Source organism: Companilactobacillus metriopterae (genome assembly GCF_002762335.1).
GTDB lineage: Bacteria > Bacillota > Bacilli > Lactobacillales > Lactobacillaceae > Companilactobacillus > Companilactobacillus metriopterae.
Map to the genome: position 1 here is coordinate 1,135,146 of NZ_CP024610.1, position 26,054 is coordinate 1,161,199.

The following is a 26,054-nucleotide window of genomic DNA, read 5'->3' on the forward strand; positions in this document are numbered from 1 at the left end:
TACAAAAAAAACAACTTAATTAAAAGACTAATCGTCACGAAGTCCTTTTTCTCTTTGAATTTTCTTAACTTTTTCTGGAGTAACTTCAGCACCTTTTTTGTCGAAGACTTGCATCATCTCAATTTGAGATTTAAATCCTTCTCTGAAATTAGCAAGATATTGTTTTCTAAGCTTTTCTTGCTGAATTTTTTCTTCAGCAGTTAATTTCCCTTCTTTTGCCTTTTTAGCCAACATATTTATTTCGTTTACTAATTTTTCTTGTTCTTCCATAATTATCTCCTTTATATACGAACACTTGTTTGATATAACTTGTTGTTTCTGTTACAATTCATATAAATGATACTATCAATGAGGTGCAGTAATGTCAAAATTAGAAGGATCAAAACAGTTACAAATCCTTTCTTATATACATGAACATTTATCAGAAAAGGGATATCCACCTACTGTCAGAGAGATTTGTGATGAGGTTAATTTATCATCTACGTCTACAGTCCATGGCCACCTTTCAAGACTAGAGAAAAAAGGATATATTCAACGTGATCCTTCTAAGCCTAGAACCATCGAAGTAACTGAGCTTGGACTTGACGCTATTGGAGTAAAATCTACTGATATTCCTATCCTTGGACAAGTTGCCGCAGGAGTTCCAATAACAGCTGAGAGAAATCCAGAGGGATTCTTCCCTATTCCACCCGACTTGAATAGAGACTCTGGTGAATTATATATGCTAGAGATTAACGGTGAGAGTATGATTAATGCAGGTATTCTTGATGGAGATTATGTCATTGTTCATGAGCAAAACACTGCTAAGAATGGTGAAATAGTTATTGCTTTGACAGATGAAATTGAAACTACATGTAAAAGATTCTATAAAGAATCAGATCACATACGTCTTCAACCTGAAAATGATGAAATGGATCCAATTATTCTAGATGATTGTCAGATTATTGGCAAGGTAGTCGGTTTATATAGATCACAAATATTTTAAATAAAAAAGCTATACATCTAAGATGTATAGCTTTTTTATTTATATCTTTTTTTAGTCAATACGGCGTTCTTTGATACGAGCAGCTTTACCTGTACGATCACGTAGGTAGTAAAGTTTACTACGACGTACACTACCGCGTCTGATAACTTCAATCTTGTCAACACGAGGTGTGTTTAGTGGGAATGTTCTTTCAACACCTACACCACTACTGATCTTACGAACAGTATATGTAGCACTAACACCTGTACCACGTCTCTTAAGAACAACACCTTCAAAAATTTGAATACGTTCACGAGAACCTTCAACAACCTTAGCATGAACTCGTACAGAGTCACCAGGGCGGAAATCAGGTACGTCAGAACGCAATTGTTCTTTTGTAATATCTTGAATTAATTGATTCATTTGAAAATCTCCCTATTCGACACTCTTATATATTCTACTATATACAGCGGAACATCGTTAATTATGTGTGTAAACACCTTATACATATTACATTATGAATAGTAATATGTAAACTACATTTCACGTTTTAACTTATCTAAATATTTACTTTCTTCATCGGTTAAATAAGTTTTTTCGAGTAAATCAGGTCGTCGTTCTAATGTTTTCTGTATGGATTTTTCCATTCTCCAGCGACGAATATTTTCATGATTGCCACTTCTAAGAACTTCTGGTACTTCCATTCCTCTGAAATCTGCCGGTCTAGTATATTGAGGATATTCCAATAAACCATTAAACGATTCATCTTCTGCTGAAAGTGCATTACCCAGAACACCTGGAACAAATCTCAATGTAGCATCAATCATACTCATAGTTGGTAACTCTCCACCAGTAAGAATGTAATCTCCTATTGATACTTCGTCTGTTACTAATTCTTTGATTCGCTCATCAAATCCTTCATAATGTCCACAAATAAAGACAAGGTGATCTTCTCTAGCAAAATCCCTTGCCATATGAGAATCAAACGTTTTTCCAGCAGGATCCAATAAAACAACTCTCTTTTTTCCTGGTTTCTTTTTATCTACATAATCCATAGCATCAAATATAGGTTGTGGCATTAAGAGCATACCAGCACCACCACCATATATAGTATCATCAACATGTTTTTGTTTTTGTGTAGTAAATTCTCTAAAGTCGACTACATCCAAATCAACAAGATTTTTTTCTTGTGCTTTACCTATAAGTGATTCATTCAAAGAATCAAACATTTTTGGGAAAATACTTAATACAGTTATATCCATTATTCTATCAATCCATCTGGTATTTCTACGTTAACAATACCTTTTTCTAAATCTACATTTTTTACTACACTTTTTATATATGGTATTAAAACTTCATCATATTTGGGACTTTTTACTACCCATACATCATTTGGACCTAATTCCATGATTTCAGTAATTTTTCCTACATTGCCAAATCTAGGATCTTGAACTTCTAATCCAATGATTTGACGATAATAGAACTCGCCCTCTTCTAACTCTGGCATTACTTCATCATCTGTAAATAACTCTGATTTAACATATTTTTCAACATCATTGATGTTATCCAAATCTTTAAATTTTAACAAATAAAATTTTTTATGTGGTCTTGATGACTCAACTGTCATCTTTATATATTTATTTTGATATTTCAAATAAAGTGTAGCACCACTTTGAAATCGTTCTTTTGGAAAATCAGTTACCGAAATAACTCTTACTTCACCACGAATACCATGAGTATTTACAATTGTTCCAACACGATATAATTTTTCAGGCATACTTAAATCCTCCATTATAAACAAATAGGATCAGATAAAATTAATTATCGGATCCTATTTTAATTAGAACAAATTATTTTGAATATTTGCTTTCATGATATTTTTGCATAATACCATGTTGTTTTAGCAAGTTACGAACTGTATCTGAAGGTTGTGCACCTTTTTGTAGCCAGTCCATAATTTTGTCATCATCTAATTTTAGTTCTTCTGGTTGTGAAATTGGGTTGTAGTAACCTACTTGTTCGATAAAGCGACCATCACGTGGTGAACGTGAGTCAGCAACAACGATTCTGTAAAATGGTCTTAACTTACTACCCATGCGTTTCATTCTGATTTTAACTGCCATAATTTGTTCCTCCTAATTACTTAACTTTAATAGTATACATATAAAATATATTCCTGTAAAGTTTTTTTCTTTACATATTTATATTTTATTTTGACTTGTAACGTTTCATTTTCTTCATTCGTTTTTTCTTGTTCTTTTTATTCTTCTTAACCATTGAATTCATAGCCATTTTACCAAGACGGCCAGAAACTCCGTTTCCAAACATTTGTTCCATCCCTGACATGTTACCCTTGCTCATTTGACGCATCATTTCTTTGGATTGCTTAAACTGCTTAATCATTCTATTAACTTCTTGTATGTCACGACCAGAACCACTAGCAATTCTTCTACGTCTAGATGGATTCAAAATATCTGGATTTTCTCTTTCTTGAGGAGTCATTGAATAAACAATGGCTTTCAAATGTTCGATATCCTTTTCATCCATTTGCATATTTGCAACAGCTGGATTATTAGCCATTCCAGGAATCATTTTCAAAATTTCATCTAAAGGACCCATATTTTGAATTTGATTCATTTGATCAACAAAATCATTAAAATCAAAACTATTTTCCTTCATTTTTGTTGCTAAATCTTCAGCTTGTTTTTGATCGTAGTCTTCTTGAGCTTTTTCAATAAGACTTAGCATATCTCCCATTCCCAAAATACGATCGGCCATACGATCTGGATGGAAAACATCTAATTGATCAAGTTTTTCACCTTGTCCAATAAATTTTATAGGTTTACCTGTAACTGAGCGAATTGATAAAGCAGCACCACCACGAGTATCACCATCTAATTTTGTTAGTACAACACCAGTAATATCCAATTGCTCATTGAATCCTTCAGCAACTGTTGCAGCAACTTGACCAGTCATTGAATCTGCTACGAACAAAATTTCATCAGGAGAAGCTAGCTCTTTGATTTCTTTAAGCTCATTCATCAATTGTTCATCGATTTCTAATCGACCAGCAGTATCAATAATTACATAATCGTTTTTATTTTCAGCAGCAACTTTTAACCCTGCTCTTACAATTTCAACTGGATTTACATCAGTACCTTCGTCATAAACAGGCACATCCAATTGTTCACCAATTGTTTTTAATTGCTCAATAGCAGCAGGTCTATAAACATCGGCAGCAATAAATAAAGGTCGTGCATTTTGTTTTGTCTTTAATCTATTTGCTAATTTACCCGCAGTAGTTGTCTTACCAGCACCTTGTAAACCAACCATCATGATGATTGTTGGTATGTGCGGTGATTTATTTAATGGTTCTGCTTCATTACCCATTAACTTAGTTAATTCTTCATCAACAATTTTAATAACTTGTTGGGAAGGTGTTAAACTTTCCATTACCTCTGCGCCTAGAGAGCGTTCTCTAACTACTTTGACGAAATCTTTAACAACATCAAAGTTAACATCAGCTTCCAATAAAGCCATTCTAACTTCACGAGTAACAGAACGAATGTCGTCTTCAGAAAGTTTACCTTTTCCTCTTAGATTAGAGAAAACTTTTTGTAATCTATCACTTAAGCCTTCAAAAGCCATTTTATAACCCTACTTACTTTTCATTTATTTTAGAAATACGATCTACTAATTCATGGAGTTCATTATCATCTGGATATTTATCTTCAACAATTTGAGATAGTCGTTGAGAAACATAATCAATTTCTTGAGTTCGATTAATTAAGTTTAATTCACTGTCAATTTTTTCTAAAGTATTGACTGTTCGATGTAAGTTATCCAGTACAGCCTGTCTTGAAACATTCAGCTGTTCCGAAATTTCAGATAATGAAAAATCCTCTACATAATATAAATACATATATTGATCTTGTTTATCAGTTAGTAGTGAATGATAAAAATCATACAACAAATTGATTTTATTTGTTTCATCAATTTTCATCTGATGATTCTCCTGAAATAATTAAATCCTTAAATAGTCCATAGATAAATTTCTCAGGATCGAAATCTCTTAGGTCATCCATTGATTCCCCTAATCCCACTAGCTTAACAGGAATATGTAATTCATTTCTAATTGGTAATACTATACCACCTTGTGATGATCCGTCTAGTTTTGTCAAAACAATTCCTGTTACATTCGTTGTCTTATTAAATTCTTTAGCTTGACTCAATGCGTTTTGTCCTGTTGACCCATCTAGTACTAATAATACCTCTTGTGGTGCATCAGGAATTTCTCTAGAAATTACACGTTTAATTTTTTCTAATTCACGCATCAATCCTTCTTTATTTTGTAGTCTACCAGCTGTATCTACCAAAAGAACATCATAATTATCTTTGACTGCTCTTTGAACAGCATCAAATGCTACAGAAGCGGGATCAGTTTGGGGCGCACTAGCCTGTACATCAACATTAACTCGTCTACCCCATTCTTGTAACTGGTCAATTGCTCCTGCTCTAAATGTATCACCAGCAGCCAACAATACTTTTTTACCTTGGCTTTCAAAACGGTGTGCTAATTTTCCAATAGTAGTTGTTTTACCAGCACCATTAACACCTACAAACAAGTATACGGTTGGTGATTGTGTTTTGCTGACAGCAAGAGAGTTATTCTCTTCCTTACCCTCTTCATCATACATATCAACCATCTTTTTAATAATGACATCTGATACATCTGATTTCTTTTTAGCATTTTCCAATTTAACTTCTTCACGAAGTTCATCAGAAATTTTTATAGCAGTTTCATAACCAACATCTGATTCAATTAATAATTCTTCTAAATCTTCAAAGAAATCCTCATCAACAGATCTGAAGTTAGATAAGAACTTGTTAAACCTTTGACTGAATGAAGTACGACTTTTTTCAAGTCCATTGTCATATTCTTTAAGTTCTTCTTTTTCTTCTTCTTCGTTATCTACTTCAGTTTCTTCTGTTTCAGAATCATCAATATCTGGCTCTTCAACATCTGCTTCTTCTACTGTTTCTTCGATAAATTCAGGTTCGGGTTCTGCTTCTATCTGTTCTAATTCAACATCTTCATTATAATCATTCTCTTCAGAAGATGGCTCTTCTGTTGAAGAAATATTATCTGATTCTTCATTTTTGTTTAATTCAGATGCATCAGTCTGGGATTGACTTGATTCACTCTCAACTGATTCTTCTTGATTGGGTGTTTCTTTAGTCTCTTCTTCGGGTGTTTCAACTTTTGGTTCATTGGAAAATGTTTTTTTAAATCTATCAAATAACCCCATAGGTTTTCTCCTTATTCTTGTACTTTTACAGAAAGGATTTTAGAAACCCCGGATCCTTCCATTGTTACACCATATAATCGATTTACGTTCATCATTGTACCCTTTCTGTGGGTAATAACAATAAATTCTGTATTATCGTCATAACGATTTAAATAATTTGCAAAACGATAAACATTTGCATCATCAAGAGACGCTTCAACCTCATCCAATATACAGAAAGGCACTGGGTTAACCTTTATAATAGAAAATAGTAACGCAATTGCAGTTAATGCTTTTTCTCCACCAGATAACAGACTTAATCTTTGGAATTTCTTTCCAGGTGGCTGAGCTACAATTTCAATTCCTGTTTCTAATAAGTTTTCTGGATCGGTTAATTCTAATCTTGCTTTTCCACCAGCAAACATCTCAGGGAAAATAACTTCAAATGTCGCTTCAATTTCATCAAATGTTTGTTTGAATCTAGTTGTTACAACATCATCTATCTCAGACATATTATCCAGTAACTGTTTACGTGCAGAAACCAAATCATTTTGTTGATTAGTTAAAAATTCATATCGATCCTTAACTTTATCATATTCTTCAATAGAAGATAGGTTGACAGTCCCCAGCTCATCTATTCCAGTTTTTAATAGTTTTGCATTTTTCTTTAGTCTTTCCTCGTCTAGATCCTCAGGTAATTCTGCATAAGATGCTTCAAAACTAATTTGGTAATCTTCGCGAAGTATTGCAAGTTTACTGTCCAATTCATTGGACAGTTTAGTATTACGAATAGCTAAATCTTCCTGTTGATTAGAAGCATTTCTTTGAAGATCAAAGTTTCTCTGAGCAACATCGTCTAGTTCTTTACTTTTAACTTCGGTAATCTTTCTCTGCTCTTGTAAATCAGAAAGGTTTTTATTAATACGATTTACTTCTTCAGTTAAATTATCTATTTTTTCACTTATTTCACTACTATTTACATCAAGTTCATTTTTCTCTGATGATAATTGAGCAATACGTTCATCTAATTTTGCAATATTCACATTGACACGTTGAAGATCATTTTTGATTCTGTGATTCTGTGATTCTTCATTACGAAAATTATTTTTCTCGATAGCAAGTTGTGTCTGAATTTCTTGAACTTTAACATTTATTACTGAAAGTTTGGAATCAAAATCTTTCATGATTTTTTGTTTGTCTTCAATATCAGACTGAATTTTATTGATATCATCTTGCAATTTTACTGATAAATTAATTTGTTCAGTTTGATCTTTTTCAACACTACTTAACTCATTTTGAATTTTGGATTTATTGTAGTCAGTTATTTGTTTCTGTTCATTTAAATGACGATAATCATTATCAAGTGTATCTAATTCTTTATCTAATTGCTCTTTTTCAGAATTAAAATGACTTAATCGTTCTTCCAACTCTTGCTTCCTAGAGTTACTTACTTCAATCTCAGATTTATTTTGATCAATATCTTGTTTGAAATTATCTATTACAGCTTCTTGTTTGGAGATCTGATTTTCTAATGATAGCAATTCTTGTTGTCTTGATAACAAACTAGAGTTGTTTTTACGCTGTTGACCACCTGTCATTGATCCGCCGGCATTAACAACATTACCATCTATAGTAACTACTCGGTATCTTCGATTTAGTTTTTTAGAAACTTCTGTTGCACTATCAATATTTTTGGCTACTAGAATATTACCCAAAATATTTTCAATAATATTTTTTACGTTATCGTCGTAATTAACTAGGTCGCTCGCAACTCCTATAAATCCATTGACTGATTTTACATTAGAGATATCTGAATTATTGATTTTACGGCCTTTTATAACATCGATTGGTAGAAGCGTCGCTCTACCAGCACTTTGTCTACGCAGATAGTCTATGGCTTTCTTGGCAGATTTTTCATCATTAGTTACAATTGATTGCAATTGATTGCTAACAACGGTTTCTATGGCCAAACGGTACTCTGACGGAACAACCATAAGCTCTGCAACAGCACCGACTACCCCACCAATTTTCTCTTTATTATTTAAAACATTCTTAGCACCTTCATAAAATCCAGCATGTTCTTGCTCAAGATTTTCCAGTAATCTCTTTCTTGCTTGAGATTCTCGCAACTCAGACATAGATTTAATATAACTATTTTGAATAGACTCTTGGTTACTAGTTAGCTTTTCAAGTTTCTGATTTAAACCTGCATCTTCCTGAATTAAATCTAAATTGTCTTCTTTTAACTCAGTAATTTTTTGTTTCAAATCTGCAATTTTTTCACTCTTACTAGATAAATCATCGTTTAACTCTGACAAATGATTGTCTTGTTCTGTCAAACTTCTTTGTAATCGTTCTAATTCTTTTTGAGTAAATTTTTGTTCATTACTGTTTGTTACTTGTTCCTGTAATGCATTAACGTAATCATTTCTGAGGTTATTTATAACTTCTTGCATTTCTTCGGGAGTTTTAGTTTGATCATTTTGAATTTCAGTTAGTTCTGATTCTAGCGTCTCTATTTTTTGACTGTATTCCTCTAACTGCTTATTGCTATTTACTAGTCTTTCTTCTAATTGCTTTTTTTCACCATTAGAAGATTCAATTTGATTTTGTAATTCATCTTTTGTAGATGAATTAAATTCATTTCTCTCAGAAGAAATTGCAATCTTACCCTTAAGATTTTCAAGAAGTTGTGTCTTTTCGACCAGATTAGATTGTGCACTATCAATTTGTTGACTTAAATTATTAGCTAAATCTCTATTTTTATTCAACTCTATATTTGATTTACGTGTTTCTTGTTCAATTTTCTCTAGTGCGGATTTAACTTCACCAATTTCGGAATCCAAAACATTCTTTTTGTCAGACAAATCTTTTATTTGAAGAGTAACTAATTGCTTATAAATAGCATCATATTTAGTTTTCTGTTCTTGATAATCTCTTGCTATACTTGCCTGTTCTTTTAATGGTTCAACTTGCTTAGATAATTCAGAAACGATATCAGAGACACGACTCAAATTGTCATTTGTTTCTGCCAGCTTATTTTCTGCCTGTTGCTTCTTCTGCTTGAATAATGCAACACCAGCTGATTCTTCAATAATATATCTACGTTCAACCGGTTTACTGTTGAATATTTCCTCAACACGACCTTGAGAAATAATCGAAAAAGAACCTTTTCCCATACCTGAATCAAGAAAAAGTTCTGTAATATCCTTCAAACGTACATTTTTATTATTAATTGTGAATTCACTATCACCATTGCGGAAAAGTTTTCTCTTGATAACAATATTTTCTAAATCAGTCTTCAACTGTTGATCACTGTTATCAAATTCTAGTGAAACTTCTGCCCTATTCATTGCCGGCTTGGTTGCACTACCTGAAAAGATAACATCTGCCATCTTATCTCCACGAAGATTTTTGGCCGACTGTTCACCCATTGCCCAGCGAATAGCTTCAGTTACGTTAGATTTACCACTACCGTTAGGACCAACAATACCAGTAATTCCACCGTTAAATTCTACTTTTGTTTTATCTGCAAATGATTTAAATCCATTTATTGTTAGCGATTTTAGCGCCATAAATTAAAAACTCCTATAGCTGTTCAAGTGCTGCCTTCGCTGCCATTTGTTCAGCATGTTTTTTACTATAACCGGTCCCTTTAGATAATGATTTACCATCAACAACAAGTTCGATTACAAATTTTTTATCGTGATCAGGTCCGACTTCATCTAGAATGTTGTATTCAATATCTATTTCACCATTTTCTTGAAGTTTCTCTTGAAGTTTAGTCTTAAAATCAGTGTTTTCGGAAAATTCTCCTGATTCAATATGTGGAAAAACTACTTGTGATAGAAAATTTATAACTGCCTCATTACCTTGATCCAAATAAAGTGCACCATTAAATGCTTCAAAAATATCCTCTAGAAGAGTATTACGTTGACGTGCACCATTTTTTTCTTCACCACGACCGACTTGAAGGTATTTATCAATTCCAACAATTCTCGAGAATCTGGCTAAACTATCTGTTCTCACAATATCCGATCTCAAACGAGTTAGCTTACCTTCAGGTAGTTCAGGAAAATGATCAAATAAATATTTTGAAATATTTATCTCTAGAACAGCATCTCCCAAAAATTCTAATCGTTCATAATCACCAATTCCCAGTTCTCTATGTTCATTGGAATATGAAGAGTGAGTCATAGCTTGTTCCAATAAACTTATATTGTTAAAAATAACGCCATATTCTCTGTGTATAAAATCGATAAATTTTTGATCAAGCAATATTCAGACTCCTCCTAGTTTACATAGCTATAATTATACTAAATTTTTAACTTAATTATGTTAAATTACAAAAAAAATAAGACCAATTAGCCTTATTTTTGATGTGAAGATATATATTCAGTTGCATCTTTGACAGTAATTAATTTTTCAGCATCTTCATCAGGAATTTCTGATCCAAATTCTTCTTCCATTTCCAAAACAAGTTCTACAAGATCAATTGAGTCAGCATCAAGATCATTAGTAAATGAAGTTTCTGGTGTAATTGTTGATGCATCAATCTCAAATTTGTCAGCAATCATCGCTGTTAATTTTGTTTGAATTTCTTCTTGTGTCATTTTATTTCCTCACTAAGCATCTTTTTCTTTATTTATTTGTTCAAAATATTTATTTGCTTTACTAATTGTATCATTAATTATCATTTCTCTAATTTGTTTAACTGTATAGTAAACAGTTTTTGCATCTGCTGATCCATGAGCTTTAATAACTGGGGATTTGAGACCTAGTAAAACTGCTCCACCAGCTTGTGAAGTATCAAAGATCTTTTTTAAATCATTTAGAGCTGGTGAAACTATTGCAGCACCCAATTTTGTAAAAATCCCATTAGTAGTCAACGCTTGCTTTAATTGTTTTAAAAGAATTGTAGAAGTTCCTTCAGTTGCCTTCAAGGCAGCATTACCAGTAAATCCATCAGTAACAATTACATCAGCGACTCCGGCTAGAATATCACCAGATTCTACATTTCCAATAAAGTTAATTCCCTCAGTATTTTTTAACAATTGATGGGCATCTTTATGTAAAGTATCACCCTTATCATATTCTTCTCCGTTATTAAGCAGAGCAACACGAGGATTTTCAATTTTCTTAACATCACGTGCATAAATTGATCCCATAATGGCCCATTGTTGTAAAAATGAAGCCTTCGATTCAGCATTAGCACCAACATCAAGAATATTAACACCATTTGATGAATTAATAACTGGAAGTGTTGGCATAAGTGCAGGACGATCAACTTGTTTGATACGGCCAACTATGAAAATACCACTAGCCAAAAGTGCCCCTGTATTTCCAAGAGATAATACTGCCTGTGCATCACCATTTTTAACAGCTGTAGCTGCAAGAACCATAGAAGATTGTTTCTTAGATCTAATTGCTTTGACAGGTTCATCAGTTCCTAAAATTTCTTCATCTGTATGGACAATTGTAATTCTTTCAGAGTCAGTCAATACAGCTTTAATTTTAGATTCATCTCCGTAAAGAATAAATTCTAAATCTTTCCACTCATTACGTGCTTGCTCAATTCCTTGAACTACTACTTCTGGAGAATTATCTCCACCCATAGCATCAACTGCAATTTTCATATATTTCCTCACTAATCAAAATTATTTAATTGATCAAATTCTTTGGATAAGAAAGATTTTAACACTTTAGTTTCTAAATTATCTACATTCTGTTCTTTTTCAAAAAATTCTTTTGCTTCTCGTTGCGCAATTTCTAATATATTAACATCATTAACCGGATTAGCAACTTTGAATTCGGGCAGTCCGGACTGTTGACTTCCTAATAAATTACCAAAACCTCGCATTCTTAAATCAGCTTCTGCCAGAACAAATCCATCATTCGTAGAAGTCATCATTTTCATTCTTTCTGCACCAGATTTGTTTTTAGGATCTGAAATAAGAATACAGTACGATTGCTTGTCACCACGACCAACACGTCCTCTTAACTGATGAAGTTGTGAAAGTCCAAATCTATTAGCATCATAAATTACCATGACCGAAGCATTTGGTACATCAACACCGACTTCAATTACTGTAGTAGAAACCAATATATTAATCTTCTGATTGGTAAATTTTTCCATAACAGATTCTTTCTCTATTGTTTTCATCTGACCATGGAGTAATCCCACCCTATATTTATCGCCATACAGTTCTTCAAATTTTTCAAAAATGAGTTCAGCATTTTTCAAATCTATTGTTTCAGATTCAGAGATTAATGGTGTGACTACATAAATTTGTGCGTTGTCTTTTAATTGTTTCTCTACAAATTGATACATCTGATCAATTTTTTGATTTCTAATCCAGTAAGTCTTAATTTCCTTACGACCTGCAGGCAACTCATCAATTTTAGAAACCGTCATATCACCATACGTTGTGATGGCTAAAGTTCTTGGTATCGGGGTCGCTGTCATTGCTAAGATATCAGGATTTACGCCCTTTTGTCGCAGTTGTTTTCGCTGATTAACACCAAATCGATGTTGCTCATCTATTACAGCTAATCCTAAACTTTTAAATTCAACATTTTCTTGAATTAAAGCATGCGTACCAACAATAATATTGGTTTTTCCAGTTTTGATAGATTCGTTTATAAGTTCGCGCTGTTTCTTAGTTTGAGAACCAATCAACAATGATGTACGAATTCCATATGGTTCTAGCATTCCTGCTATTTTATCAAAATGCTGTTGTGCAAGTATTTCTGTTGGTGCCATTATTGCTGCTTGAAATCCAGATGTAACTGAAGCAAGCATCGCAATTACTGCCACAATCGTCTTTCCAGAACCAACATCCCCTTGTAGAAGCCGGTTCATATGTTTTTCAGAAGACATATCTGACAATATTTCTTCAACAACCCTTGACTGAGCATTGGTCAAATCGAATTTCAAATTAGCAATAAAATCTGCAATAAATTTCTTATCATATGTCTGTTTCAAACCAAATTGTTCATCGCTATTTTTACGAGCAATTTCTTGAATACCACATTGAAATAAGAAAAATTCTCTAAATTTAGCACTACGCCTGGCGTCTTCATTTATTTCTTCATTTTCAGGAAAGTGCATTCCCTTAACAATATCATGGTCATTTAGTAAATGATATTTTTCTCTAATATGGGATGGAATCAGGGTTGTAATTTGATCTCCATAATTTTCATATGCTTGCTTGATTAATCCAATCAGAGTCTTTTGATGAATATTCTTATTTACAGAATAAACTGATTCTAGGCCAGAGTCGTTTACTGATGAACTTGTTATTACCTTCATACCAACAAGTGAACGGCTGTTTTCATCCCATTTTCCATAAACTGATGTCGCTTCGCCAGTCATAAATTTATCCTTCAACCAAGGTTGATTAAAAATTGTAATCATAACTGACTCGTTTTCCACTAAAACTCTGACATTTAATCTTGTTTTTTTATATCCAAATCTCGAGACCACCGGATCACTAGCTACTATTCCTTTGATCAAAATTTTTTCTTGATCTAACGCTTCATCTAGCGACTTAACTTCCATATCCTCATATCTAAAAGGAAAATAGAAAAGTAAATCATAAATATTTGTTATTCCAAGTGATTGGAGTGCCTGAACTCTCTTGGGACCAACACCAGAAAGCGATGTAATAGGTATATCTATTAATTCCACTTTACTATCCTCCCTTTATCTAAAAATGAAAATACACCTAATTCAACTGAATTAGATGTATCTAATTATTCCACTGAAACTAAATATTGATAGACTGGTTGTCCACCATTATGAATTTCTAATTCTAAATCAGGATATTTTGAAGTAATATACTCTTCAATATGCTTGGCTCCTTCTTCAGAACCGTCCTCACCAACTAAGATAGTGATAACTTCACTTTCTTCATCAATCATGATATCTAGCATTTTTTCTGTAGCTTCAATAATATCTTCATTATCAATGACAATCTTGCCATCAACGATACCCATGAAGTGACCATTAGTAATCTTAATACCATCAATTTCAGTATCTCTAATTGCCTGAGTAACTTGTCCACTCTTAACAGTAGCCAAGGCTTCTGTCATATTTTCTTTGTTCTCATCAAGGTCACCTTCTGGATTAAACGAGAACATAGCAGTCATTCCTTGTGATATGGTCTTAGATTCTACTACTACTACGGGAATATCAACTAAATCAACTGCTTGTTTAGCAGCCATAACTATATTTCCATTGTTTGGTAAAATGATAGCTTTCTTGGCTTTTGAAGCATTCAACACATCTACAAAATCATTTGTAGAAGGATTCATAGTTTGACCACCATTAATTACATGAGTTACTCCTAAACTTTCAAATAACTCAGTAATTCCTGCACCTGAAGAAACAGTAATTACTGCAAAATCTACTTCTTTTGGTTTTTCAGCAGTTTCTTTTTCTGGTTCCACTTCATCTTCTTCAATAATATTTTCATGTTGTATCTTCATATTATCAATTTTAATTTTTACTAGTGAACCAAACTTGTGTCCTTCTTCCCAAACTTTGTAAGGATAGTTTGTATGTACATGAACTTTAATAACTTCGTCATCAGATACAACTAACAACGAATCACCAATTTCATTTAGATCATTTCTCATTTTTTCATAGTCAAATTTTTCATCAGTAGTTGCACCTTCGCCTAATTCAACCATCATTTCAGTACAGTAACCATGTTCGATATCATCTGTATCAAACTTACCTTGAACTGATTGATGATGAGTAGCATTGACCATTTCGTCCATTTCAACCTCATCAGGTTGATAAACGTCTTCACCTGCAATACCTGAAAGTCCTTCTAGAAATCCTTCATAAATAAAAGTAAGACCTTGTCCACCAGAGTCCACAACCCCTACTTCTTTAAGAACAGGTAAAAGAGACGGTGTTTGTTCAAGACCGTCTTTTGCTCCGGCAACTAAGGCACTCATAACTTCAACAGTATCATTTGTTTCATTTGCCTTTTTCATTCCATATTCAGAAGCAACTCGAGCAACTGTCAAAATTGTACCTTCAACTGGTTTCATAACTGCCTTATATGCAGTTTTTACTCCGTTATCAAAGGCTTGAGCCAAATCCATAGCACTCAAATTTTCTTTATCTTCAATACTTTTTGAGAAACCACGGAATAATTGTGAAGTAATAACCCCAGAATTACCACGAGCTCCCATTAATAGTCCCTTAGCAAGAGCTTTACCTAAAGTACCTACATGATTACTAGTTGATTCATTAACAGCCTTAAAACCACTCTTAATGGTCAAACTCATATTTGTTCCTGTATCCCCATCGGGAACTGGGAAAACATTTAGTGAATTAACAAACTTTGCATTCTTTTCCAATCGATGAGAAGCAACACGTACCATGTCAGAAAACTCATCTCTGGTAATTAACTCTTTACTCAAAATACATCCTCCACAAATAGGTTGGTAAGTATATTAACCAATGTCATCTAGTACTTTAATACCCTGAACATACACATTGATGGAACCAGCAGGTGTTCCCAACATTGATTCCAAATTATATTTAACTTTTTCTTTTAAATTTTTAGCTACTTCAGATATTTTAATTCCATAACCAACAATTACATAAACATCTACAGATAATTTATCGTTTTCTTGAGATATAACAACCCCACGTGAATAATCTTCACGATTCAAAATTGTGTTCATACCATCTCGTAATTGATGTTTACTTGCCATTCCAACAATTCCATATATATCAGAAGCTGCTCCACCGACTATAGTAGCAACAGTATTTGTTGAAATATCAATCTTACCATTTTTTGTATTAATAGTAACAGTCATTTTTAGATCCTCCTATTTACACTATGGATCAAAGTTATAAACAATAAAATTTTATCATAGCCACATTTCTAATAAAAGTTTTTACATCAATATATTTAGTCTATTGCAAGAAAGAATTAGATATGGTAAGTTATTTAGGTGATATTTTAAAAGAAAACATGTAGCCAAAGGAGGGTCGGTCCCATGGCAAAAGATATTATTACAGGCCGTAAGACTGCGTTCGGTAACAAACGTTCTCACGCTCTTAATTCATCAAAACGTTCTTGGAAGCCAAATTTGCAAAAAGTTCGTATTCTTGTAAATGGTAAGCCTAAACGCGTTTGGGTTTCAACTAGAGCTTTGAAATCTGGAAAAGTTACTCGAGTATAGTTAAAAAGACTAACAACTTAGTTGTTAGTCTTTTTTTTGTCTCTAGATTGAATAACGGCAACAACGCCACTATCAAAACTATAATGAATTTTATTACTCACAAACTCGTTACTAGCCCAACTTATTGGATGATCACTATTAAAATTCGAAAGTTTGTATTTAGCGTCTAAAATACTTAAATTATCGACAGCACCCAAGCCGACAAATCCGATATATTTCATATTTTCTTCTTTAGTGACTGTATAAGAACCTGGTCTTCTAAATTCAATTGTATTAGTATTCGAAACAAATTTTATCTTATCAAAGAATGAATCAAATCTTTCGTCAAATGGAAGAAACAAATTAACTAAGAAATGGTCAATTCTACCACTTGTTACACCATAAATATAATACTCGTCAGCATTATATTTCTCATTTGCAATTAGCATAACTAATTCCGAATCAGTGTCATCTTTTTCGGGAGGATATTGGTGAACATCATTTACTTTACTTTCAATAAGTTCCCTATCAGCTTGATCGATAGAATCAAAATCTCCTACTGCAAGATCTGGAGTTATTCCATGTTGAAGTAAATACAGATTTCCCCTATCAGCTCCTGCCCAATAACCAGGAATGTCCTTGGGATTATCTACAAAATCTTGTGGGTAATCCTCTGAAGGTCCACCTAAAAGAATATTTACTCTGACCATTAGCCAGCGATAATCTTTCTTAAACCTTCTAGTCTGTCACCAAATCCAGGTTCACCATTATATAAGTATGATCCAGCAACAAATATATCAGCACCGGCTTCAGCACAAGGTACTATTGTCTTATCATTTATTCCACCATCAACTTCAATTAGGAAGTTTGCATCGGCTGAAGTTTGGCGTAATTGATCTAATTTTTGAACTTTATTAGCCATACTTGTGATAAACTTTTGTCCACCAAATCCTGGATTTACTGTCATAACTAGAATTTGATCTAAAATAGGAAACATCCATTTTACAGCTTCAATTGGTGTTCCAGGATTAATAACAATTCCAGACTTAACACCATAACTCTTGATCAATTCAACTGATCTATAAGCATGTTGAGAACTCTCGGCATGAATCATAATTGTGTCTGCACCAGCATCAACAAGGTCTTTAATATATTCATCTGGATTATCAATCATCAAATGAATATCTAAAGGTTTATCTGTAACTCGTTTCATACCAGCAACTACTTCTGGACTAAATGACATATTTGGTACAAAATGACCATCCATAATATCAATATGGAATACGTCTGCACCAGCTTTATCAGCCATTTGTACATCTTCTTTTAAGTTCATAATATCAGCTGCCAAAATTGAAGGAGCTATTAATTTTTCAGTCATAATTCACCTCATCAGTATCTTTTTTTTGTGTTTCTAATTTCATTTAAAAAGTATAAATAATTTTTATATCTACTTTTAATAATTGTACCCTTTTCTACTTGATCTTTTACAGCACAGTTTGGTTCATTAAAGTGCATACATCCCCTGAATTGGCATAAATGGCTATATTTAACCATTTCAGGGAACAAAGTAGGTAATTCATCTTCATCAATATCTATTAGCTCTAATGATGAAAATCCGGGAGTATCAGCGACTAGCCCACCCGCTATATCAAATAGTGAAACTTGACGTGTTGTATGTTTACCTCGACTCAAAGCTTTAGAAATCTCAGCAGTAGCAAGAGCCAATTCAGGATCTATATAATTTAAAATCGTAGACTTTCCTGCACCAGACTGACCGGTAAAAACTGTTGTTTTATCTAAAAAATATCCTTTTAGTCTATTAATTTGCTCTGGGCTGTAACACTCACGATCTGTAAATGTCACATAATCTGCCTCATGATAACTTTCGATAATCTGTTTCAATTTTTCATACGACTCATCTGACAATAGATCAGTCTTAGTCAAATAAATGAGTGGTTGAATGTTGTTATGTTCAATATTCAATAAAATTTTATCTAATAGATTACTAGAAAAATTTGGTTCTACTGCAGATGTGACAACTATAGCTTGATCAACGTTAGCAATGGGCGGCCGCACCAGACTATTTTTTCTATCTTCAACTTCTAAGATATATCCTAGCTCATCATTTTTTTCAAACTTTACATGATCACCAACAACAGGTTTTATATTTCTCTTTCTGAAATTTCCTCTGGCTCTGGTTCTAATTAATTCATTAGTTCCATCTTCCAAAACATCGTAAAAACCACTTATTGATTTTAAAATTCTTCCTGTTTTTTCCATACGTTATCCATTAACCGATCCATTCATAATTGATTGACCATCCCTAACAACAGAATATGTTCCAGTTTCTCCTGATTTTAAATTAAAACTCAAAGTAACACTAGTATCAGAAGAAATCGCCATTGTACGGTAAGGAGAATTATTATCGTGATTATTATCATTTATATAAATTGCAATATTGTTACTTCCACCAGATTCACCAGAATAAGGAATATTGATAGTTTTATTTACAGTTGATACTGCTGATGTATCTTTACCCTTAGAAACTACAACTGTGACTGTTGAACCTTGATTAATAGTAGCATTTGCTGAAGGACTCTGGCTAATTATTGTTCCATTTTCAACAGTATCTGAATAATCATAAGTTACATTCAAATTAATACCAGCATATTCTGCGTATGATTGTGCCGAAGATAATGTTGATCCAACTAAATTCTTTAATGTTATCGTTTCAACTGTCTTAGCTGAAGATTTAGCAATCGTAATAGTTAGACTCTTATCTTTAGGTTTAACTTTTGTTCCTGATTTGATACTCTGTTTAACTATTTCTCCGGCATTATATTCCAATGTAGTTACATATTTTTTCTTAATTTTAAAACCACGTTTAGTCAAATTGTCTGAAACATCATCGTAGTCTTTTCCTACTAAATTAGGCATTTTATAGAACTTGGCACCTAAACTAACTATCAAATCTACGCTAGAATTATTTTTCAGTTTGACGCCTTTTGCAGGTATGGTTTTAATTACATGACCAGCCTCAATAGTGTCACTGTTCTCTTTTTGAACTTGACCTACTTTCAAATTAGAAGCACTTAGCATAACTTTAGACTGCTTAAGTGTGAGGTTTTGAATATCTGGAATACTTGTTTCTTGATTAGACCTAGACAACATAAATATCCCAAATATTAAAATAATTGCTGCAATAATACCTGATACAATCGCTAGTTTTTTACGCCTAGATAATCCATTTTCAGGTTTATCCTTGGTCAAACTACTTAATTCTTTAGTATCTAAAACTTTAGTTTCATTCAAATCTTCAGTTTCTACAGGAATGAATTTTGGTTCATTTGCTCTTTCCGGAGAAAGGCAAGTTTTCAAATCCTCAGACATTTCTTTTACTGATTGATATCTTTGTTTAGGATCCTTAGTAGTTGCTTTTAGGACAATATTTTCCAGTACCTGTGGAATATTAGGATCAAAGCTTCTAAGATTAGGAATACTATCTTTGGAGTGCTTTAAAGCAACAGAAACAGCTGTATCACCAGTAAAAGGAACTTTTTTAGTTAACATTTCATATAAAATAATTCCCATTGCATAAATATCAGATAACTCAGTTGCGGAACCACCTCTTATTTGCTCTGGAGACATGTAGTGTACCGAACCAACCAACGAATTAGTTCTGGTGATTGATCTATCACTTAAAGCCAATGCAATACCAAAATCCGAAACTTTCACTTGAACAGGATCTTTTGAAGTATCAACAAGAATGTTTTCTGGTTTCAAATCTCTATGGATAATTCCATGACTATGAGCTTCAGAAACAGCATCTGCTATCTGCTCCATAATATCGACTACTTCATGATAAGGAATAGGATAATTTTGTTGAATATACTTTTTCAGATTAGGGCCTTCAACATAATCAATAATGATATATTGAATTCCCTTTTCAGTAGTACCAACATCCAAAACATTAACAATATTAGGACTGGATAATTCGCTAGTTGCTTTTGCTTCTCTCCTGAATCTTCTTTTAACAGCTTCATCATCTTGCAAATCATATCTTAGAGCTTTAAGTGCCACTTGTTTGTTTAATTTAGTGTCGTTTACTAAATAAACATTTGCCATACCACCTTCACCGAGAGTACGAATAATTTCATAGCGACCGCTAATCAATGCACCTTTATCCATTATTAGTTACCCCCTTGTCAGAAGTAATTAATAATGCAGTTATATTATCGTTACCACCGGCTTTATTAGCCATTTTTATTAATTTTTGACACTTAGTTTCCAGAGTTCCTTTTGATGATAAAATTTTTGTGATTTGTTCTGGATTGACCATATTGGTCAATCCATCTGTACAAAGCATCACAATGGCATCATCAGGAATCTCGAAATCTTTTACTCTAGGTTGAACTGTCTGGGAAACACCCAAAGTTTGAGTAATGATATTTTTTTGAGGATGATTTTCAGCTTCTTCTTCACTTATTTGTCCAGTTTCAAGTAACTCATGGACTAAAGAATGATCAACACTTAATTGTTCTAATTTATTTTCATATAAAACATAACATCTTGAATCTCCGACATTTACAACAAGCATTTTTCCGTCAACGAAGAATACCCCTACCATGGTTGTTCCCATGCCATATAAATCTTCAAACTGATTTGATACAGAAACAATACGGTCATTTTCTCGGCTAAGTTCAGCCAATATCCATTCACGAATAGAATCAGCGGTGTCTAATTTTGTATCTTCAAAGGCATTTCCTAAATGAGAAACAGCCATATCAGATGCAACATCACCACCACGATGTCCACCCATACCATCAGCGACAATACCAAATATAATGTCTTTTTTATTTTTAAAGACATTTACATAATCTTGGTTATTTTCTCTCTGCTTTCCTACATCGGTTAAAAATGCATATTTCATATTAGTTCTCCATTATTGTTTTTTGACAAAACTTGCAATAAAAAATCCATCCGTAAAGTAATCATCTGGGAATAATTTCTTAGGATTATCGGCTTTTTCTTCTAGCTCGAAATTAGGATTATTTGCTAAAAACATTTCAACAACATCCCCATTCTCTTCATTATCGAATGTACATGTGCTAAATACAAGCTTTCCATTAACTTTTAATAAACTAGAAACATTATCCAAAATATCTAATTGAATTTTTTGTAAATTATCCAAATCTTCCTGTGTTCTAAAATATCTTAATTCAGGTTTACGTCTAATTAACCCCAATCCTGAACAGGGAGCATCAACTAAAATACGATCAAATGACTCGTTGTCAAATTCATCTGGTGATTTTCTGGCATCAAGTGCTTTAGTCTCTACTACGTCACTATAGCCCAATCTTTCAGCATTCTCTCGAATCAATTTTGTTTTATTTTTGTGAATGTCTAGAGCAATTACTTTACCTGTGGTTAAGTAACTAGCAATATGGGTAGTTTTACCACCAGGAGCAGCACATGAGTCTAGAACTATACTATCTTCTTTGACATCTAAAAATGGAGCTACCATCATTGAGCTTTCATCTTGGATAGTGAATAAACCTTGTTGAAATTCAGAAGTTATAACTAAATTTCCACTCTTCACAACTAATCCTTGCTCAGATAATTTACTATCATGCACATCAAAATTTTGATCTTCTAATCTTTGTTTTAATTCTTCACGAGAAATTCTACTTATATTGACTCTTATTGATATATCTGAAGGCACATTAATTGTTTTTAGAATGCTTAGTGTTTTATCCATTCCAAATTGACTAATAAAAAGATTAACTAGCCAAACTGGGACACTATATACAATAGATAGTGACTCTGGAGAATTATCAGAAGGTAGCTCTCTACTTCCATTTCTCTGGTAGCTTCTTAAAACACCGGTCACAAATTTACCGACGCCAGTTCTTCCAAATTGTTTAGCAACATTAACTGATTCATTCAACACAGCGTGATCAGGAACTTTATCTAAATACTCCATTTGATAGATGGCAGTTAACAATAAAGTATTAATCCATCTATCAACTACTCGACCTTTTATATATGGCTCTAGTTGGTATTCCAAAGTTAACTTATGTTGTAAAACTCCGTAGACAATATTTGTCATCAATCGAGAATCAACGTTAGTTAACTCATATTTGTTTAATAGGTTATTGATTTCAATATTTGAAAATGCCTGATTGTATATGACTCTATTTAGTGCCTCTACTGCTACCGCACGAGGATTAGTTTTCATAGATGATTTGTTGTCCTTCTTTTAATTTGTTACCTACACCATTGATAAAGTTAGAAATATCCATAACTTTTTTTCCAGATGGTTGAATAGATTTGATTGACAAACCTTGTTTATCACCAGCAACCAAAATAAACTCCTTTTTGGAAATTTTATATACAGTTCCTGGATTTTGATCAGTTGATATTTCTACAACTTCACTCTTATAAATTTTTGTACGTTCACCATTGAAGTTAACCCATGAACCTGGCTCTGGACTCAATGCTCGAATTTGATTAAATAATTCCATAGCAGATTTTGAAAAGTCCAGATGTTCTTGTTCTTTACTTATTGTTGGCGAGAATACCACTTCATCTTCATTTTGCTGAATTGGGGTGATTTCATTATTCTCTAATTTGGGCAATGTGTCTAATAGTAAATCTCGACCTAAAATAGCTAATTTTTCAAATAAACTACCATTATCATCTTGGTCAGTAATATGAAGTTCTTTTTGAGAAATGATATCTCCTGCATCCATTTTTTTAACCATATACATAATTGTAATTCCGGTTTTTTTATCGCCATTAAGTAATGAATACTGAATTGGAGCTCCTCCACGATACTTAGGCAATAAAGAACCATGCACATTAATTGCACCAATTTTAGCTGCTTCTAAGAAAGAAGTTGGTAAAAATTGTCCATATGCGGCTGTAATTATAAAATCAGGATTCATAGCTATCAGTTTTTTTAGTTCATCACTACCTGATAATTTTTCAGGTTGAAAAACTTTTATACCATTAAGTTCAGCTAATTCTTTTACTGGACTTTTTTGTAAAACTTGTTTTCTTCCCACTGGTTTATCTGGTTGAGTAACTACTCCCAGAATATTATATTTATCTGCATCAATTATACCCTTTAGGACTGTTCTAGCCAGTTCTGGAGTTCCTAAGAAGATTACACTACTTGACATTAAAATTACCTCTTAATCTATATGTTGTGGTTCATTATCAATTGCTATTGAGAAACCTTTTTTTGTCTCAGCTTGAGTGTCACTTAAAATTTCTAATAACCGTTTATGAAAATTATCTTCATGTTTATATTTTACAATAATTTGATAATAATATTTATTTTGTTTTCTAGCTATCATTGTAGGACTTGGTCCCAAAATGATGGCCTCTTCCGATAGTGAGTCTACAAGTTGTCTCTTCAATGAGTAAGCCATCTTTAATGCCTGACCTTCAGACTCATGAGAAACACTTAATAATGTAGTGAAATAATACGGAGTGTAATTACCCTGATGGCGTATATACATCTCTTTTTTATAGAAACTATCAAAGTCTTGTTTCGCAGCTTCCTTAATTGCGTAATGATCAGGATTATAGGTTTGAATAATAACTCGACCTTTTTTTTCTGCTCGACCAGATCTACCACTCACTTGAGTAATTAGTTGGAAAGTTCTTTCACTAGCACGGTAATCCGACAGACTCAAAATTGTATCCGCATTGATAACACCTACCAGCGTAACATTAGGAAAATCCAATCCTTTTGCAATCATTTGAGTTCCAATTAAAATGTCAGCATTCTGACTTTCAAATTCCCTCAATAACTTGGCATGTGCTCCCTTTTTACTTGTAGTATCAATGTCCATGCGTAAAGTTTTAGCATCGGGAAACATATCATTTATTTGTTGTTCTACGTTTTGTGTTCCAGTACCGTAAAATCCTATCTTGTCACTATGGCAATTAGGGCATTCATCCAGAACGTTTTCTTCATGACCGCAATAATGACACTTCATTCTTTGGATATCCTTATGGTAGGTCAAAGATACTTCACAATTAGGGCATTTTAAAACAAATCCACATTCACGACACATCAAAAATGAGGAATATCCACGTCTATTTAGGAGTAATATTGCCTGTTCCTTCCTAGATAATATTTCATCTAATTGTGTCTTTAATGCATTAGAAATGTCACCTGAAACAGCTGCATTATCGCTATCACGCATATCTACAATTTTAACTTCTGGTAAATCATGATCGTTAAATCGGCGTTTCAATTCTATTAGTTTATAAACACCTTTTTGTGCTCTTGCACGAGACTCTAAACTAGGAGTTGCACTACCTAAGACAACTGGACAATTATGATACTTAGATCGCCATTGGGTAACATCTTTTGCATTATATCTAGGATTATCATCTTGCTTATAACTAGCTTCATGCTCTTCATCAATTATAATTAGTCCAAGATTTTTTAGTGGTGCAAAAACTGCACTTCTTGCACCGACAACTACATTCACTGATCCGTTTTCAATACGAGTCCACTCGTCATATCTTTCACCGCTTGAAAGTCCACTATGTAAAACAGCTACTTGATCACCAAATCTTGAAGAAACCCTATTAACCATCTGAGGAGTTAGCGATATCTCAGGAACTAACATCAACGCAGTTCTACCTTCTTTTAATGCTTCATCAATTGTTTGCAAATATATTTCAGTCTTACCACTACCAGTAACACCTTGTATTAAAAAGGTTTCAGCATTTTGCTGATTGATAGAATTATTTATTTGTTTTACAGCATTTAACTGTTCATTTGTTAATTCTAATTTTTGAGTAGTAGCATTTTTTAGATCCGTTGGTTTTCTGAGTTTTGTAACTTCAATAATATCTATTAATTTGATCTTTTGTAGTGCTTTAATAGCTGGTCGAGATATTCCCATTGATTCCAAACTACTAATTTCAAACGTGTTTTTTTCATAATTTGAAATAAGAAATTCTAATAACTTTCTCTGTGAAGTAGCATTCTTTTTCAAACTATCTTCTGTTTCCAGTAAATGGTGCTTATCAACTTTAATTTGAATAGCTTGTCGTTTAATTTGTTTAGCACGATTTTTTACTGAAGTTAAAATTTCAATTTTTTTAGATTCAAGTAGTCTTTGAATTTCTTCAATCAAAGAATTATCTATATCATTGTTTAATTCTAAACTAGTTTTATTATCTAATAATTTAGTAACTTCCGGATCATTTTCAAATCCTTGTGCTGGGACTGCAGAACGAATATATTTAGCTCTTAAAAGATTAGGTAACATTATTTGTAAACATGATATTTGAAAAGAATATGTTAAATCAGCTAACCAAGACGACATTTCTAACATTTCTTTGGATAAAACAGGATTCAAGTCAATTACCCTTACGATTTCTTTTAGTTTTCCACTGTAATCACTTGTCTCAGTGACATCCAGAACAAAACCCTGAACCTGTCGCTTACCTCTTCCAAAAGGAACCTCAACTCTAACACCGGGTTCAACGACTGCCAGTAGTTCCGTAGGTATTTCGTATTCAAATGGTCTGTTAGTTTGCATAGTCGGGACATCAACAATAACTTTTGCTACTGGCATTTAATT

Annotated in this window: 25 protein-coding genes; 2 read left to right on the top strand and 23 right to left on the bottom strand. The window is 32.9% G+C overall.

Annotation, left to right across the window (positions count from 1 at the left end; all coding sequences use genetic code 11):
- Window positions 1-27 precede the first annotated feature (27 nt).
- A complete protein-coding gene (locus CS873_RS05580) occupies window positions 28-276 on the bottom strand; it encodes a DUF896 domain-containing protein (RefSeq protein WP_179946642.1) in 249 nt (82 codons plus the stop codon).
- A gap of 85 nt (window positions 277-361) precedes the next feature.
- Between CS873_RS05580 and lexA the strand changes: the two genes are divergently transcribed.
- Window positions 362-985: a transcriptional repressor LexA gene (gene lexA / locus CS873_RS05585; protein WP_099974888.1), complete on the top strand. Its 624-nt coding sequence runs from the start codon at window positions 362-364 to the stop codon at window positions 983-985.
- A gap of 51 nt (window positions 986-1,036) precedes the next feature.
- Here lexA and rplS read toward each other — a convergent pair whose 3' ends face one another.
- The 14 genes from rplS to CS873_RS05655 form a co-directional block, all read right to left on the bottom strand.
- The gene (gene rplS, locus CS873_RS05590; protein WP_099974889.1) at window positions 1,037-1,387 is read right to left on the bottom strand and encodes a 50S ribosomal protein L19; all 351 of its coding nucleotides are present in this window, start codon (window positions 1,385-1,387) and stop codon (window positions 1,037-1,039) included.
- A 113-nt stretch (window positions 1,388-1,500) separates the two neighbouring features.
- On the bottom strand, window positions 1,501-2,226 hold the full coding sequence (gene trmD, locus CS873_RS05595) for a tRNA (guanosine(37)-N1)-methyltransferase TrmD (RefSeq protein WP_099974890.1): 726 nt from the start codon (window positions 2,224-2,226) through the stop codon (window positions 1,501-1,503).
- Window positions 2,226-2,741, bottom strand: coding sequence for a ribosome maturation factor RimM (gene rimM / locus CS873_RS05600; RefSeq protein WP_099974891.1), 516 nt, complete (start codon window positions 2,739-2,741; stop codon window positions 2,226-2,228). Before rimM ends, trmD begins: the two co-directional genes overlap by 1 nt.
- A gap of 73 nt (window positions 2,742-2,814) precedes the next feature.
- Window positions 2,815-3,087, bottom strand: a complete 273-nt coding sequence (rpsP, locus tag CS873_RS05605) for a 30S ribosomal protein S16 (protein ID WP_099974892.1) — start codon at window positions 3,085-3,087, stop codon at window positions 2,815-2,817.
- Between the two features lie 85 nt (window positions 3,088-3,172).
- Window positions 3,173-4,612, bottom strand: coding sequence for a signal recognition particle protein (gene ffh / locus CS873_RS05610; RefSeq protein ID WP_099974893.1), 1,440 nt, complete (start codon window positions 4,610-4,612; stop codon window positions 3,173-3,175).
- A gap of 13 nt (window positions 4,613-4,625) precedes the next feature.
- Window positions 4,626-4,967: a YlxM family DNA-binding protein gene (ylxM, locus tag CS873_RS05615; protein WP_099974894.1), complete on the bottom strand. Its 342-nt coding sequence runs from the start codon at window positions 4,965-4,967 to the stop codon at window positions 4,626-4,628.
- A complete protein-coding gene (gene ftsY, locus CS873_RS05620) occupies window positions 4,957-6,273 on the bottom strand; it encodes a signal recognition particle-docking protein FtsY (protein ID WP_099974895.1) in 1,317 nt (438 codons plus the stop codon). Before ftsY ends, ylxM begins: the two co-directional genes overlap by 11 nt.
- A gap of 11 nt (window positions 6,274-6,284) precedes the next feature.
- Complete coding sequence (smc, locus tag CS873_RS05625) at window positions 6,285-9,827, bottom strand: chromosome segregation protein SMC (RefSeq protein ID WP_099974896.1); 3,543 nt, start codon at window positions 9,825-9,827, stop codon at window positions 6,285-6,287.
- Window positions 9,828-9,840: 13 nt separating this feature from the next.
- Entirely contained in the window at window positions 9,841-10,530 is a 690-nt protein-coding gene (gene rnc / locus CS873_RS05630) for a ribonuclease III (RefSeq protein ID WP_099974897.1), read from the bottom strand.
- 92 nt (window positions 10,531-10,622) lie between these two features.
- Window positions 10,623-10,865: an acyl carrier protein gene (acpP, locus tag CS873_RS05635; RefSeq protein WP_099974898.1), complete on the bottom strand. Its 243-nt coding sequence runs from the start codon at window positions 10,863-10,865 to the stop codon at window positions 10,623-10,625.
- Between the two features lie 12 nt (window positions 10,866-10,877).
- On the bottom strand, window positions 10,878-11,888 hold the full coding sequence (gene plsX / locus CS873_RS05640; protein WP_099974899.1) for a phosphate acyltransferase PlsX: 1,011 nt from the start codon (window positions 11,886-11,888) through the stop codon (window positions 10,878-10,880).
- A gap of 11 nt (window positions 11,889-11,899) precedes the next feature.
- Window positions 11,900-13,942 carry an ATP-dependent DNA helicase RecG gene (gene recG / locus CS873_RS05645; RefSeq protein WP_099974900.1) on the bottom strand — a complete coding sequence of 681 codons (2,043 nt, stop codon included), beginning with the start codon at window positions 13,940-13,942 and terminating at the stop codon, window positions 11,900-11,902.
- A 65-nt stretch (window positions 13,943-14,007) separates the two neighbouring features.
- Window positions 14,008-15,690: a fatty acid kinase ATP-binding subunit FakA gene (locus CS873_RS05650; protein WP_179946629.1), complete on the bottom strand. Its 1,683-nt coding sequence runs from the start codon at window positions 15,688-15,690 to the stop codon at window positions 14,008-14,010.
- Between the two features lie 33 nt (window positions 15,691-15,723).
- Window positions 15,724-16,092 carry an Asp23/Gls24 family envelope stress response protein gene (locus CS873_RS05655; RefSeq protein WP_099974901.1) on the bottom strand — a complete coding sequence of 123 codons (369 nt, stop codon included), beginning with the start codon at window positions 16,090-16,092 and terminating at the stop codon, window positions 15,724-15,726.
- Window positions 16,093-16,275: 183 nt separating this feature from the next.
- Between CS873_RS05655 and rpmB the strand changes: the two genes are divergently transcribed.
- Complete coding sequence (gene rpmB / locus CS873_RS05660; RefSeq protein WP_099974902.1) at window positions 16,276-16,461, top strand: 50S ribosomal protein L28; 186 nt, start codon at window positions 16,276-16,278, stop codon at window positions 16,459-16,461.
- A 17-nt stretch (window positions 16,462-16,478) separates the two neighbouring features.
- Here the strand turns inward: rpmB and CS873_RS05665 are convergent, their stop codons facing one another.
- Genes CS873_RS05665 through priA form a run of 8 tightly spaced genes read right to left on the bottom strand, consistent with a single transcriptional unit; the run spans window position 16,479 to window position 26,048 of the window.
- Window positions 16,479-17,150 carry a thiamine diphosphokinase gene (locus CS873_RS05665; protein ID WP_099974903.1) on the bottom strand — a complete coding sequence of 224 codons (672 nt, stop codon included), beginning with the start codon at window positions 17,148-17,150 and terminating at the stop codon, window positions 16,479-16,481.
- Window positions 17,150-17,818 (bottom strand): ribulose-phosphate 3-epimerase, encoded by a 669-nt coding sequence (rpe, locus tag CS873_RS05670; protein ID WP_099974904.1) that lies wholly within the window; start codon window positions 17,816-17,818, stop codon window positions 17,150-17,152. The genes CS873_RS05665 and rpe overlap by 1 nt, the downstream gene beginning before the upstream one ends.
- Window positions 17,819-17,829: 11 nt before the next feature.
- Window positions 17,830-18,720 (bottom strand): ribosome small subunit-dependent GTPase A, encoded by an 891-nt coding sequence (rsgA, locus tag CS873_RS05675; protein ID WP_099974905.1) that lies wholly within the window; start codon window positions 18,718-18,720, stop codon window positions 17,830-17,832.
- A gap of 3 nt (window positions 18,721-18,723) precedes the next feature.
- A complete protein-coding gene (gene pknB, locus CS873_RS05680) occupies window positions 18,724-20,628 on the bottom strand; it encodes a Stk1 family PASTA domain-containing Ser/Thr kinase (RefSeq protein ID WP_099974906.1) in 1,905 nt (634 codons plus the stop codon).
- Window positions 20,621-21,370, bottom strand: coding sequence for a Stp1/IreP family PP2C-type Ser/Thr phosphatase (locus CS873_RS05685; protein ID WP_099974907.1), 750 nt, complete (start codon window positions 21,368-21,370; stop codon window positions 20,621-20,623). Before CS873_RS05685 ends, pknB begins: the two co-directional genes overlap by 8 nt.
- A gap of 12 nt (window positions 21,371-21,382) precedes the next feature.
- Entirely contained in the window at window positions 21,383-22,678 is a 1,296-nt protein-coding gene (rsmB, locus tag CS873_RS05690) for a 16S rRNA (cytosine(967)-C(5))-methyltransferase RsmB (protein ID WP_099974908.1), read from the bottom strand.
- On the bottom strand, window positions 22,668-23,624 hold the full coding sequence (gene fmt / locus CS873_RS05695) for a methionyl-tRNA formyltransferase (RefSeq protein ID WP_099974909.1): 957 nt from the start codon (window positions 23,622-23,624) through the stop codon (window positions 22,668-22,670). Before fmt ends, rsmB begins: the two co-directional genes overlap by 11 nt.
- A gap of 12 nt (window positions 23,625-23,636) precedes the next feature.
- The gene (gene priA, locus CS873_RS05700; RefSeq protein ID WP_099974910.1) at window positions 23,637-26,048 is read right to left on the bottom strand and encodes a primosomal protein N'; all 2,412 of its coding nucleotides are present in this window, start codon (window positions 26,046-26,048) and stop codon (window positions 23,637-23,639) included.
- Window positions 26,049-26,054 lie beyond the last annotated feature (6 nt).